At 72.0% G+C, this 13,378-nt stretch carries 12 protein-coding genes; 7 read left to right on the forward strand and 5 right to left on the reverse strand.

The window, feature by feature from the left end; genetic code table 11:
- Positions 1-303 precede the first annotated feature (303 nt).
- The 6 genes from H0H10_RS10620 to H0H10_RS10645 all read left to right on the forward strand — a co-directional run bounded on the left by H0H10_RS10620 (position 304) and on the right by H0H10_RS10645 (position 7,448).
- On the forward strand, positions 304-1,068 hold the full coding sequence (locus tag H0H10_RS10620) for an IclR family transcriptional regulator (RefSeq protein ID WP_188180625.1): 765 nt from the start codon (positions 304-306) through the stop codon (positions 1,066-1,068).
- A 344-nt stretch (positions 1,069-1,412) separates the two neighbouring features.
- Positions 1,413-2,207 (forward strand): MIP/aquaporin family protein, encoded by a 795-nt coding sequence (locus H0H10_RS10625; protein WP_188180626.1) that lies wholly within the window; start codon positions 1,413-1,415, stop codon positions 2,205-2,207.
- A 96-nt stretch (positions 2,208-2,303) separates the two neighbouring features.
- On the forward strand, positions 2,304-3,842 hold the full coding sequence (glpK, locus tag H0H10_RS10630; protein ID WP_188180627.1) for a glycerol kinase GlpK: 1,539 nt from the start codon (positions 2,304-2,306) through the stop codon (positions 3,840-3,842).
- Positions 3,843-3,851: 9 nt separating this feature from the next.
- Positions 3,852-5,468 carry a glycerol-3-phosphate dehydrogenase/oxidase gene (locus tag H0H10_RS10635; protein ID WP_188180628.1) on the forward strand — a complete coding sequence of 539 codons (1,617 nt, stop codon included), beginning with the start codon at positions 3,852-3,854 and terminating at the stop codon, positions 5,466-5,468.
- 168 nt (positions 5,469-5,636) lie between these two features.
- On the forward strand, positions 5,637-6,308 hold the full coding sequence (locus H0H10_RS10640) for a FadR/GntR family transcriptional regulator (protein WP_188180629.1): 672 nt from the start codon (positions 5,637-5,639) through the stop codon (positions 6,306-6,308).
- Between the two features lie 156 nt (positions 6,309-6,464).
- Positions 6,465-7,448 carry a PAC2 family protein gene (locus tag H0H10_RS10645; RefSeq protein ID WP_188180630.1) on the forward strand — a complete coding sequence of 328 codons (984 nt, stop codon included), beginning with the start codon at positions 6,465-6,467 and terminating at the stop codon, positions 7,446-7,448.
- Between the two features lie 49 nt (positions 7,449-7,497).
- On the opposite strand, the gene H0H10_RS10650 is transcribed toward H0H10_RS10645, so the two are convergent.
- The 5 genes from H0H10_RS10650 to H0H10_RS10670 all read right to left on the reverse strand — a co-directional run bounded on the left by H0H10_RS10650 (position 7,498) and on the right by H0H10_RS10670 (position 12,317).
- Positions 7,498-8,469 carry an SMP-30/gluconolactonase/LRE family protein gene (locus H0H10_RS10650; RefSeq protein WP_188180631.1) on the reverse strand — a complete coding sequence of 324 codons (972 nt, stop codon included), beginning with the start codon at positions 8,467-8,469 and terminating at the stop codon, positions 7,498-7,500.
- 130 nt (positions 8,470-8,599) lie between these two features.
- Complete coding sequence (gene mshC, locus H0H10_RS10655; protein ID WP_188180632.1) at positions 8,600-9,829, reverse strand: cysteine--1-D-myo-inosityl 2-amino-2-deoxy-alpha-D-glucopyranoside ligase; 1,230 nt, start codon at positions 9,827-9,829, stop codon at positions 8,600-8,602.
- A gap of 349 nt (positions 9,830-10,178) precedes the next feature.
- Positions 10,179-11,009 carry an SCO1664 family protein gene (locus H0H10_RS10660; protein ID WP_188180633.1) on the reverse strand — a complete coding sequence of 277 codons (831 nt, stop codon included), beginning with the start codon at positions 11,007-11,009 and terminating at the stop codon, positions 10,179-10,181.
- Complete coding sequence (locus H0H10_RS10665) at positions 10,973-11,563, reverse strand: DUF3090 domain-containing protein (RefSeq protein WP_188180634.1); 591 nt, start codon at positions 11,561-11,563, stop codon at positions 10,973-10,975. The genes H0H10_RS10660 and H0H10_RS10665 overlap by 37 nt, the downstream gene beginning before the upstream one ends.
- Positions 11,564-11,630: 67 nt before the next feature.
- Positions 11,631-12,317, reverse strand: a complete 687-nt coding sequence (locus H0H10_RS10670) for a histidine phosphatase family protein (protein WP_188180635.1) — start codon at positions 12,315-12,317, stop codon at positions 11,631-11,633.
- Positions 12,318-12,378: 61 nt separating this feature from the next.
- On the opposite strand from H0H10_RS10670, the gene corA reads away from it, so the two are divergent.
- Entirely contained in the window at positions 12,379-13,374 is a 996-nt protein-coding gene (gene corA, locus H0H10_RS10675) for a magnesium/cobalt transporter CorA (protein WP_188180636.1), read from the forward strand.
- Positions 13,375-13,378 lie beyond the last annotated feature (4 nt).

Raw genomic sequence — 13,378 nt, forward strand, 5'->3', positions numbered from 1 at the left:
GTCGGCTTTGCGCTGCCCCGGGACGCTCGCACGGAACGTCCCCGGGCAGGACGCACGCCGCCAGGGTAGCCGGGACCGGGGGCGGATGGTCAGGGCGTCCAGGGGACGGACGAGGATGGAGGGCCGGACGGCTCCCCCCTGGGAGGCTGTGCGGACCACGGCCCCGGAATCCGGCCGGGGCTGCAACAGTTGCCCACCGACCATTAGCGGGAGGTCGGCATCGACCGGTAGTGTTCGGCATTGCCGAACGATGTTGGAATGCGTCGGGATCGGCAGTCGAAGGGGACGGAGGGCACTACGGCGATGGCACGGAACATCCAGTCGCTCGAACGGGCGGCCGCGATGCTGCGCCTGCTCGCGGGCGGCGAGCGGCGGCTCGGCCTGTCGGACATCGCCTCGTCGCTGGGCCTCGCCAAGGGCACCGCCCACGGCATCCTGCGCACCCTCCAGCAGGAGGGCTTCGTCGAGCAGGACGACGCCTCCGGGCGCTACCAGCTCGGCGCCGAACTGCTGCGCCTGGGCACGACCTACCTCGACGTGCACGAGCTGCGGGCGCGCGCCCTGGTGTGGACGGACGACCTGGCCCGGTCCAGCGGCGAGAGCGTGCACCTCGGCGTCCTGCACCAGCAGGGGGTGCTGATCGTGCACCACGTCTTCCGACCCGACGACAGCCGGCAGGTCCTGGAGATCGGGGCCATGCAGCCGCTGCACTCCACGGCCCTCGGCAAGGTGCTGTCGGCCTACGACCCGGTGGCCCGCAGCGAGGCCCTGGAGGCCGACCGCAAGGCGTTCACCGACCGGACCGTCTGCGAGCTGGACGGGTTCGAGCACATCCTCGACATCACGCGCGCGCGGGGATACGCGGCGGACGTCGAGGAGACCTGGGAGGGCGTCGCGTCCATCGCCGCACCCATCCACGACCGGCGCCGCATGCCGGTCGGCGCGGTCGGCATCACCGGCGCCGTGGAGCGGCTGTGCCGGGACGGCGAGCTGCGCCCCGAGCTGGTCGCGGCGGTACGGGACTGTGCCCGCGCGGTGTCGCGGGACCTGGGCGCCGGGCGGTTCTGAGCGGCGGACACGCAGGTGGGACCGGGACGACTGCGTCGTTCCGGCCATCGACCTACCCTGAAACGGGACATACACCGCGAATGCCCGGGCGCACAGCCCCCGCGAGACCGATAACCGCCGGCGATCAATAACGATCGTGCTTTCGATAACAGGACTCTTGACGCACGTGTGACGCCAGAGCAAGACTCCCGTCCATCGGTCGGCATTGTCGAACACCTACCGGCAATACGCGTTAGAGTGTGACAACGCCAAGGGCCGCCATCGCTCTCACACCGAGGGCGCCGGAACACCCGGAGGGACCCGGGAGTTCGGCTTCCCCTGGACGAAGGACAAAGGAGTCGCGGGTGTCCAGCTCCGACATCTTCATCGGCGAGACCATCGGTACCGCCATACTCATCCTGCTCGGCGGCGGTGTCTGCGCCGCCGTCACGCTCAAGGCCTCCAAGGCCCGCAACGCCGGCTGGCTCGCCATCGCCTTCGGGTGGGGTTTCGCCGTCATGACGGCCGCGTACATCTCGGGTCCGCTCTCCGGCGCGCACCTCAACCCGGCCGTGACGGTCGGCATCGCGATCAAGGACGGGGACTGGAGCAACGTCCCGACCTACTTCGCCGGACAGATCCTCGGCGCCATGATCGGCGCGGCCCTGGTGTGGGTCGCCTACTACGGCCAGTTCCAGGCCCACCTCACCGACCGCGAGATCGTCGGCGGTCCGGGCGCGCAGGACACGGCGGCCAAGTCGGTCGAGGCGCAGGAGACGGGCGCGGGTCCCGTCCTCGGCATCTTCTCCACCGGCCCCGAGGTCCGCAACGCGGTGCAGAACCTCGCCACGGAGATCATCGGCACCTTCGTCCTGCTGCTCGCCATCCTCACCCAGGGCCTGAACGACGAGGGCAACGGACTCGGCATCCTCGGCGCCCTGATCACCTCCTTCGTGGTGGTCTCGATCGGCCTGTCCCTCGGCGGCCCCACCGGCTACGCGATCAACCCGGCCCGTGACCTCGGTCCGCGCATCGTGCACGCCCTGCTGCCCCTGCCCAACAAGGGCGGCTCCGACTGGAGCTACGCCTGGATCCCGGTCGTCGGTCCGCTGATCGGCGGCGCGATCGCCGCCGGCGTCTACAACGTCGCCTTCGCCTAGGAGCACCGCGCCTCGCCCACCGAAGCACGGAGCCCCGAGCCGCTCAGCACGCGCCGTACGCACCGGCCCACCACCACGGAACCCCAGGAGCACACAGTGACCGACGCCCACACCGCCGGACCCTTCATCGCCGCCATCGACCAGGGCACGACCTCCTCCCGCTGCATCGTCTTCGACCGCGACGGCCGCATCGTCTCGGTCGACCAGAAGGAGCACGAGCAGATCTTCCCCAAGCCCGGCTGGGTCGAGCACGACGCCACCGAGATCTGGACCAACGTCCAGGAGGTCGTCGCCGGCGCGGTCGAGAAGGCCGGCATCACCCGCGACGACATCAAGGCCATCGGCATCACCAACCAGCGCGAGACCACGCTCGTCTGGGACAGGAACACCGGTGAGCCCGTCCACAACGCCATCGTCTGGCAGGACACCCGCACCGACGCCCTGTGCCGCGAACTCGGCCGCAACGTCGGCCAGGACCGCTTCCGCCGCGAGACCGGCCTGCCGCTGGCCTCCTACTTCGCCGGCCCCAAGGCCCGCTGGCTGCTGGACAACGTCGACGGCCTGCGCGAACGCGCCGAGGCGGGCGACCTGCTCTTCGGCACCATGGACACCTGGGTCATCTGGAACCTGACCGGCGGCACCAACGGCGGCAGGCACGTCACCGACGTCACCAACGCCTCCCGCACGCTGCTGATGAACCTGCACACCATGGAGTGGGACGAGCGGATCTGCGAGTCGATCGGCGTGCCGACGCAGATGCTGCCCGAGATCCGCTCCTCGGCCGAGGTCTACGGCGAGATCAAGGGCGGCAAGCTGGGCGAGCTGCTGGGCGGCATCCCCGTCGCCTCCGCGCTCGGCGACCAGCAGGCGGCGCTGTTCGGCCAGACGTGTTTCGCCGAGGGCGAGACCAAGTCGACGTACGGCACCGGCACCTTCATGGTGATGAACACCGGCGACAAGATCATCAACTCCTACAGCGGCCTGCTGACCACCGTCGGCTACCAGATCGGCGACGACAAGCCGGTCTACGCCCTGGAGGGCTCGATCGCCGTCACCGGTTCGCTGGTGCAGTGGATGCGCGACCAGATGGGCCTGATCTCCACCGCCGCCGAGATCGAGACCCTCGCCCTGTCGGTCGAGGACAACGGCGGCGCCTACTTCGTACCGGCCTTCTCCGGCCTCTTCGCCCCGTACTGGCGCTCCGACGCCCGCGGCGTGATCGCCGGCCTGACCCGGTACGTCACCAAGGCGCACCTCGCGCGCGCCGTCCTGGAGGCCACCGCCTGGCAGACGCGGGAGATCGCCGACGCCATGACCAAGGACTCCGGCGTCGAGCTGACCGCCCTCAAGGTCGACGGCGGCATGACCTCCAACAACCTGCTGATGCAGACCCTCGCCGACTTCCTGGACGCCCCGGTGGTGCGCCCGATGGTCGCCGAGACCACCTGCCTCGGCGCCGCCTACGCCGCCGGCCTCGCCGTCGGCTTCTGGAACAGCACCGACGACCTGCGCGCCAACTGGCGGCGGGCCGCCGAGTGGACCCCCCGCATGGACGCGGAGACCCGCGACCGTGAGTACAAGAACTGGCTCAAGGCCGTCGAGCGGACCATGGGCTGGCTCGAGGACGAGGAGTAAGAAACCGCGATGACCACTCAGTCCACCCTGCAGTCCGTGCCTGCCCTGGGGACGCACCCGGCCTCCGGCTCGAACCCGAGCCGGGCCGAGACCCGGGAGCAGCTCTCCAAGGCGTCGTACGACCTCCTCGTGATCGGCGGCGGCATCCTCGGCATCTCCACCGCCTGGCACGCCGCGCAGTCCGGTCTCAGGGTGGGCCTGGTCGACGCCGGCGACTTCGCCGGCGCCACCTCCTCCGCCTCCTCCAAGCTGCTCCACGGCGGACTGCGCTACCTGCAGACCGGCGCGGTGAAGCTGGTCGCGGAGAACCACTTCGAGCGCCGTGCGGTCTCCCGTCAGGTGGCCCCCCACCTGGCGAACCCGCTCACCTTCTACCTCCCCGTGTACAAGGGCGGGCCGCACGGCGCGGCGAAGCTCGGCGCGGGCGTCTTCGCCTACTCCGCGCTGTCGGCGTTCGGCGACGGCGTCGGCCACCTGCTCTCCCCCGCCAAGGCGCAGGCGGACGTGCCCGAGCTGCGCACCGAGAACCTCAAGGCCGTGGCCGTGTACGGCGACGACCAGATGAACGACGCCCGCATGGCCCTGATGACCGTGCGCGCGGCGGTCGAGGCGGGCGCGGTCGTCCTCAACCACGCCGAGGTCACCGGACTGCGCTTCACCAAGGGCCGGGTGACGGGCGCCGAGCTGAAGGACCGGCTGTCCGGCGAGGAGTTCGGGGTGAACGCCCGTCTGGTGCTCAACGCCACCGGCCCGTGGGTGGACCACCTGCGCCGGATGGAGGACCCGAACGCGGCGCCGTCCATCCGCCTGTCGAAGGGCGCGCACCTGGTGCTCAAGCGCACCTCCCCGTGGAAGGCCGCGCTGGCGACCCCGATCGACAAGTACCGCATCACCTTCGCCCTCCCCTGGGAGGACATGCTGCTGCTCGGCACGACCGACGAGGAGTACGAGGGCGATCCGGCGGACGTCGCGGTCAACGACAAGGACATAGCCCAGATCCTCGACGAGGCCGCCTTCTCCATCCGCGACCAGCAGCTCGACCGGGACCTGATCACCTACGCCTTCGCCGGGCTGCGCGTGCTGCCGGGCGGGCCCGGTGACACGTCGAAGGCCAAGCGCGAGACGGTCGTCACCGAGGGCCGCGGCGGCATGCTGTCGGTGGCGGGCGGCAAGTGGACCACCTTCCGCCACATCGGCCGTACGGTGATGAAGAAGCTGGAGTCGCTGCCCGGCCACCCGCTCGGTGACGACTTCGAGCCGATCGCCTCCCTGCCGAAGAAGCTGCCGCTGCCCGGCGTCGCCAACCCGCGCGCGGTCGCCCACCGGCTGCTGGTGGACCGCCCGGCGCCCGGCCCGCGCATGGCGGCCGACACCGCCAGGCACCTGGCCACGCACTACGGCTCGCTGGCCTTCGACATCGCCCGTCTGGCCAACGACGACCCGGAGCTGGCCGAGCGTGTCCACCCCGACGCCCCGGAGATCTGGGCGCAGGTCGTGTGGGCCCGCGACCACGAGTGGGCCGAGACCCCGGACGACGTGCTGCGCCGCCGGACCACGCTGACGATCCGCGGCCTGGCCACGGACGACGTCCGCGCCAAGGTCCAGGACCTGCTCGACAAGAAGTAGGACCCGGGTGCCCGAGGGCGGCGGCTTCGCGGCGACGGGGCCGCCGCCCGGCGTGTGCGCGGTGCGCGTCCGCGGCCCGTCCGGCGCCCCATACCCGTCCGGCGCCCTCATAATGGCCTGAAGACATCGGATGTCTAGGGGCGTCAGCGCGACACAGGGAGGCCGGACGTGGCAGTCACCGACGAGGCGATCGAGAAGATCAAGGCCATGATCGTCTCCGGCGCGCTGCGGCCCGGGGACCGGCTGCCCAAGGAGAGCGAACTCGCCGCCGAGCTCGGGCTGTCCCGCAACTCCCTGCGGGAGGCCGTACGCGCCCTGTCACTGACGCGGATCCTGGACGTCCGGCAGGGCGACGGCACCTACGTCAGCAGTCTGGATCCGCAACTCCTGCTGGAGGCGCTGAGCTTCGTCGTCGACTTCCACCGGGACGACACAGTGCTGGAGTTCCTGGCCGTGCGCCGGATCCTGGAGCCGGCCGCGACCGCGCTGGCGGCCTCCCGGATCAGCGAGGCGCAACTGGACGAGCTCGACGCGCGGTTGGACGCCCTCGGTGACGAGCCGTCGGTGGAGGAACTGGTCGCCTGCGACCTGGAGTTCCACCGGGGCATCGTGCGGAACTCCGGCAACTCCGTGCTCTGCTCCCTGCTCGACGGCCTGTCCGGCCCCACCACCCGGGCCCGTGTCTGGCGCGGGCTGACGCAGCGGGACGCGGTCGGCCGCACGCTCCACGAGCACCGCGCGATCCTCGGCGCGCTGCGCGACCGGGACGCGGAGGCCGCCCGTTCCTGGGCGACGGTGCACATCGCGTCCGTGGAGCAGTGGCTGCGCGCCTGCCTGTGAGCCGGCGGCCGCGACGTCCGAGGCCGCGACGGGTGTCCGGCCGCGGCGAACGGGGCAGTGATCCGTTCACTCCCCCGTGCAAGGGGGCTGCGGGTGCCCCCTCGGCACGCCGTAAGGTTGGGGGGTACGCGAGGGAACGTCGGAAGGAGGCGCTGGGTGATCGAGCTCGAGGGGGTTCCCGAGCTGATCGACCCGGTCATGGTGGCCGCGTTCGAGGGCTGGAACGATGCCGGTGACGCCGCCTCCACCGCGGTCGCGCATCTGGACAGGGAATGGAAGGGCGAGGTGTTCGCGGCGCTGGACGCCGAGGACTACTACGACTTCCAGGTGAACCGGCCCACGGTGTTCATGGAGGCCGGCGTCCGCAAGATCACGTGGCCGACGACACGGCTGTCCGTGGTCCGGGTCGGCGGTGACAAGCCGCGCGACCTCGTCCTGGTCCGGGGCATCGAGCCGTCCATGCGCTGGCGGTCGTTCTGCAACGAACTGCTCGGCTTCGCCCACGAGCTGGGCGTCGAACTGGTCGTCATCCTGGGCGCGCTGCTCGGTGACACCCCGCACACCCGTCCGGTTCCGATCAGCGGGACCACGTCGGACGCCGACCTGGCCCGCCGCATGGACCTGGAGGAGACGAAGTACGAGGGGCCCACGGGCATCGTCGGCATCCTCCAGGAGGCGTGCACGCACGCCGGTGTGCCGGCGGTGTCGCTGTGGGCGGCGGTGCCGCACTACGTGTCGCAGCCGCCGAACCCGAAGGCCACGCTGGCCCTGCTGAACCGGCTGGAGGACCTGATCGACGTGCGCATCCCGCTGGGCGAGCTGCCCGAGGACGCGCGCGCCTGGCAGGTGGGCGTTGACCAGCTGGCCGCCGAGGACAGCGAGGTCGCCGAGTACGTCCAGACGCTGGAGGAGGCCCGGGACACCGCGGAGCTGCCGGAGGCGTCGGGCGAGGCGATCGCGCGCGAGTTCGAGCGCTATCTGCGTCGCCGGGACGGTTCCGGCCCGGGCGGGCACGCCACGGCGGACGGCGGTGACGGCACGGCCGGGCCGCCGTATCTCCGGGACAGTCCGGGCGGCCGCCCCCGCCCGCCGAAGCCGCCGAAGACCGGCGGCGACGACGAGGAGACGTCGGAGGAGTGAGGGACGGGGCGGGGCGCATGCGGCCCCGCCCCGTCATGCTCAGGACGGTTCAGACCTGATCGACCGCGACGGCGTCGAACTCGGTGTCGGGCTGTGGCGGGTCCACGTCGAAGCGCGCGTTGGGCAGGTACAGCCGGTCGCCCCAGGCCGCGACGGTTGTCGGGATGCGGAAGCGCGGGTCGGTGATGCGGGCGATCGCGGTGCCCTTGGTGCCGGCGGGGTTCAGCCGGAACACGTCGATCGCGTTCTGCCACTGCTGGACCGCGTAGAGGGTACGGCCGAGCAGCAGCAGGCCGTCCCCGTTGGGGAGCCGGGCCGGACCGAGGTCGACGGCACGGGCGGTCCCGGTGCGCGGGTCGACCCGCATGAGGCCGCCGCCGTCGGCGAAGGCGTTGACCACGAGCAGCGCACTGCCGTCGGGTGTGCGCTCGATGCCGTTGGCGGTGAAGTCCGGGCCCTGCTCCCAGTCGCCGCTCAGGGGCACGGTCTCGACGGCGCCGGGGCGGCCGTGCCGGTCGAGGACCAGCTTGTAGAGCACCGGCTTGAAGGAGTCGGTGAACCATGCGGCGCCCGGGGTGAGGATCACGTCGTTCACGAACGTGCCGCCGGTGTCGTACACCTTCTCGGTGCCGCCGGTTCCGGCGTCGACCGTGCGGATCTCGCCGCTGTCGCCGCCGCTGACGAAGAGTCTGCCGCGCCGGTCGATCCTGAGGCCCACGCTGGGGTGGCCGACGCCGAGTCCCTTGGCGACGACCGCGCCCCGGCCGGTGGCGAGTGCCGCCCGGTAGATGTCGCCGTTGGCGAGGGAGCCGAAGTACGCGAACGGGGCCGTGCCGATGGTGATGCCCTCGGGGCTGAAGCCGTCGGGCAGGGAGAACCGCCTGGGCCACGCGGCCCCGGCGGGGTCGTGCCCCGCCGCGCGTGCGGTACCGCCGAGCAGGGCCGCACCGGTCACGGCGGCGGTGCCGGTGAGGAAACCTCGTCGTGCGAGTCGTGCGAAGGAGCGATCGGTGGGTGCCACGGTACGTCCTTCCGCAGAGGGCCGGCCCGGGGGCCGGCCGTTCCGTCAACAGACGTGGAACACCCCACCACAGGTGAGGGGGCCTCCGCAGCCGTTGCCCGCGGAAGCCCCCTTACCTCTTTGTCCCCGTCTACAGGGCGACGCCGAGCAGCGCGTCGACGGCGCGCGAGACGACGCCGGGCGCGCCCGGGTCCGTACCGCCCTCGGTCTGCTGCCGCTCGGCCCAGCGGTCGACCGCGGCGAGCGCCGCCGGGGAGTCCAGGTCGTTCGCGAGGGCCTCGCGGATCTCCTCGACGAGGGCCTCGGCGGACGGGCCGTCGGGCCGGGAGACGGCGGCACGCCAGCGGCCGAGCCGCGCGACGGCGTCCCGCAGCACCTGGTCGGTCCACTCCCAGTCGGAGCGGTAGTGGTGGGCGAGGAGCGTGAGCCGGATGGCCGCGGGGTCGACGCCGTCGCGGCGCAGCCGCGACACGAAGACCAGGTTGCCCTTGGACTTGGACATCTTCTCGCCGTCGAGGGCGACCATGCCGGCGTGGACGTACGCCTTGGCCATCGGGAACTCGCCGGTGAGCACCTGGGCGTGCGAGGCGCCCATCTCGTGGTGCGGGAAGGCCAGGTCGGAGCCGCCGCCCTGGACGTCGAAGCCCATGCCGAGGTGGTCGAGGGCGATGGCCACGCACTCGATGTGCCAGCCGGGCCGTCCCCGGCCGAGCGAGGCGCCGTCCCAGCTGGGCTCGCCGTCGCGGGCCGCCATCCACAGCATCGGGTCGAGCGGGTTCTTCTTGCCCGGACGGTCCGGGTCGCCGCCCCGCTCGGCGGACAGCAGGCGCATGGCGGCGGCGTCGAGGTGGGACACCTGGCCGAAGTGGGGGTCGGACTCGACGGAGAAGTAGATGTCCCCTTCGAGCTCGTAGGCGGCGCCGATGTCGCGCAGGCGTTCGACCAGCGGGACGATCCCGGGTATGGCCTCGACGGCGCCTATGTAGTGCCGCGGCGGGAGCATCCGCAGCGCCGTCATGTCCTCACGGAAGAGGGCGGTCTCCTTCTCGGCGAGGGCGGTCCAGTCGACGCCGTCCCGCTCGGCCCGCTCCAGCAGCGGGTCGTCGACGTCGGTGACGTTCTGGACGTAGTGAACCTGCCGCTTGGTGTCGAGCCACACGCGCTGCACGAGGTCGAACGCGTTGTAGGTCGCCGCGTGCCCCATGTGGGTGGCGTCGTACGGCGTGATGCCGCAGACGTAGATACGGGCGACAGGACCGGGGTCGAGGGTGACCAGGCCGCCGGTCGCGGTGTCGTGGATCCTCAGGTCGCGGCCCTGACCAGGCAGGGCGGGGACCTCGGAAGCGGGCCAGGCATGCATGTCATGAGCCTAACCGGACGGCTGATCCGTACACGAACCGGACCGAGCCGGATGGCCGACAAGGCCCTCTTGCGCAAACCGCCCCCCGATGCTGCGCCGCACCGGCGGCCGACTGAGATCAGAACGCCCACGGGGAACCGGGCCGCCGGGTCGGGCACGCCGGCAGGGGCGTGCCCGACCCGGCGGCCCGGTGTGGACAGCCCCCACCGGCACAGCCGCCGTCCGGCAGGACGGCCTCCGGGGGTCACCGCTCGCCCTGCCACCGGCCCGCCGGGGCCCCTCACGGCAGCCTGCCGGCCCGGGGTCGGCCGTCCGGTAGGGCGGGGGTGTGGCCGGGGTGGTGGGTGGGTTAGACCGGGGGCCAGGGGATGGACGGCCAATCGCCGCTTGGTTCCGGGTGCCTGCCGGAGGTCAGGAGGGTTTCGACGCGGGCGCGGGTGGCGGCGAGTTCGTCCGGGGTGATCAGTTCCGCGAGCCGGGTCGCCAGGTCCGCGCCGTCCTTCAGCGCCTCGCCGAGGGCTTCGAGCACCGTCAGGGCCTCCCCGGTGAGCGGGTCCCCGGCCCAGCCCCACAGCAGCGTCCGCAGCTTGTTCTCGGCGTGGAAGGTCACCCCGTGGTCGATGCCGTACAGCCGCTCCCCTTCGGCGGGCAGCAGGTGCCCGCCCTTGCGGTCGGCGTTGTTGATCACGGCGTCCAGCACGGCGAGCCGCCGCAGCCGCTCGTCGTCGGCGTGCACGAGCAGCGCGGTCCGCCCCTCGCCGACCTCGGCGAACGCGATCGGCTTCCAGCCGGGGCCGGGTTCGTCGTCCTCCACCAGGGCGAGCAGTTCGCCGTCCGGCACCGCCTCGACCCACAGCTGGCACATGCCCTCGCCGTACGGCCCGTCCCGCAGCACCGTGGGCGGCACGAGCCCCCAGCCGGTCGCCTCGGAGACCTCGTAGGCGGCGACCTCGCGCCGGGCGAGCGTGCCGTCGGGGAAGTCCCACAGGGGCCGTTCCCCGGCGACCGGCTTGTAGATGCAGGGCGCCTCGCGGCCCTCGTAGGCCACCGTGCAGTACAGCGCCGCGTTGGACGCGTCACGGATGCGTCCGCGCACGGTCAGCTCGCCCCGGGCGAGCAGCCTGGTGTCCGCCGCGTCGGCGGTCACGCCCCGCGGCGGTATCCGTTCTGGCGCGGACATACGTGTCCTTCCGGGTCGAGCGGGAGGCTGCACAGCGGGCACGGCGGCCGCCCGGCGTTGACGACGTCGAGGGCGCGCTTGGCGAAGGCCCTGGCCTGCGCACCGGTGAGGCGGACCCGGAGCATCGGCGGGCCGTTCTCCTCGTCCTGGAGCATCCGCTCCTCGGCCTCCGCCAGGTCCTCCTCGGTCTCGGCGTCGAGTTCCACGAGGGCCTGAGCCTCGACGATCATGCGCTGGTCCTCGCCGTCCCAGGCCAGCGCCATGGTGCCGACCCGGAACTCCTCCTCGACGGGGGTGTCGAGCGGGGCCGTGTCGGCGTTCTCCGTGGGGGCGACGGCCGGGACGGGGGTACTACCGCCGCTGCGCCGTACGACCTCGTCGAGGAGCTCGTCCATGCGTTCGGCGAGCGCGGCGACCTGGGTCTTCTCCAGGGCCACGCTGGTCACGCGGGTGCCGGCGGAGGCCTGGAGGAAGAACGTACGGCGCCCGGGCAGTCCGACCGTGCCGGCCACGAAACGTTCCGGTTGGTCGTAGAGGAACACCTGACGGGACACGTCCTGTCTCCATGGAAAGTCGGGGGAAGGCGGTGCTGCGACCGCTTCACCCTACTGCGGCCGACGATCACGGTGCGCCCGCACCGCCACCGACCGGGGCGTCGTCGCCGGGCGGCTCCTCGCGCGGCGCCAGGGAGGCGAAGTCGCCGGTGTCGCCGAGGCGGACGAGATACGGCCGCAGACGGGTGTAGCGGATCGCCGTCACGGAGCACGGTTCGACCGACACCCGCTGGAAGAGGTCGAGATGCAGGCCGAGCGCGTCCGCGACGAGGGATTTGATGATGTCACCGTGGGAGCACATGAGGTAGACGGCGTCCGCTCCGTGGTCGCGTTCCACGCGCGCGTTCCACTCGCGCACCGCCTCGGCGGCGCGTGTCTGCATCGCGCGCATCGACTCGCCGCCGGGGAACGCCGCCGCCGAGGGGTGCGTCTGCACCACCTCCATCAGGGGTTCGTCCTTGAGCTCGGCGAGCTTGCGGCCCGACCAGTCGCCGTAGTGGCACTCCCCGATCCGTTCGTCGGTGTGGGCCCGCAGTTCCGGCCGGGCGTCGAGCAGCGGCCGGATCGTCTCCTGGCAGCGCTGCAACGGGCTGGCGACGACCTCGCGGATGGGCAGCCCGGCGAGTCTGCCGGGCAGTGCGGCGGCCTGTGCGGCGCCGCGTTCGTCAAGGGCGACGCCCGGCGTCCAGCCGGCGAGCACCCCCTCGGTGTTGGCGGTGGATCGTCCGTGCCTAACCAGGATCAGCGTGGGCATGCGGCCCAGAGTAGGCGCAGACCCGGTGCGGGGGCGCCGCGTCGGGAGGAGAATGCGTTCGGTGATCGTCGACTGTGCCATCTACCGGGACGGGCGTCGTGCGGACGGTCCGGAGGACCTGTCCGACGCGCTCGGCGAGGCACGGGCCGCGGGCGGCTTCGTCTGGATCGGGCTGTACGAGCCCACGGAGGGCGAGTTCGACCTGGTCAGCCAGGAGTTCGGGCTGCACCCGCTGGCCGTGGAGGACGCCCTGAAGGCGCACCAGCGGCCGAAGCTTGAGGTGTACGAGGACTCGCTGTTCGCCGTGCTGAAGCCGGTGGTGTACGAGCCGGACAGCGACGCCGTCTCGACCGACGAGCTCATGATCTTCCTGGGGGACGGGTTCGCGGTGGTCGTCCGGCACGGCGAGGGCTCCCCGCTGAAGTCCGTGCGACGGCGTCTGGAGCAGGAGCCCGAGCTGCTCGGAAAGGGCCCGACCTCGGTGCTGTACGCGATCGCCGACGCCACCGTCGACCACTACCTGGACGTGGCGGTCGAGCTCCAGAACGACCTGGAGGAGCTGGAGGCCGAGGTCTTCTCGCCGGCCGGCGGCGGTTCGCGGCACACCGCGTCGCGGATCTACACCTTCAAGCGGCAGATCCTGGAGTTCCGTCGCGCGACCGTCCCCCTGGCGCCTCCGCTGGCCCGTCTGGCCGGGACGGGCGCGTTCGGCGCCGGGGTGCCGTTCGTCGACGACCGGGCGCGGCCGTTCTTCCGGGACGTCAGCGACCACCTCACGCGCGTGAACGAGTCGGTGGAGGGCCTGGACCGGCTGGTCTCGGACATCCTGTCGGCGCACCTGGCGCAGATGAGCGTCCGCCAGAACGACGACATGCGGAAGATCTCGGCGTGGGCGGCCATGGCCGCGGTCCCCACGATGGTCGCGGGGGTCTACGGCATGAATTTCGACCACATGCCCGAGCTGCACTGGGTGTGGTCGTATCCGGCCGTGATCGTGCTGCTGGCCGCCCTGGAGGTGCTGTTGTTCCGGCTGTTCAAGCGCAGGGGCTGGCTGTAGCGGG

The organism is Streptomyces griseicoloratus (genome assembly GCF_014534645.1).
Taxonomy (GTDB): domain Bacteria; phylum Actinomycetota; class Actinomycetes; order Streptomycetales; family Streptomycetaceae; genus Streptomyces; species Streptomyces griseicoloratus.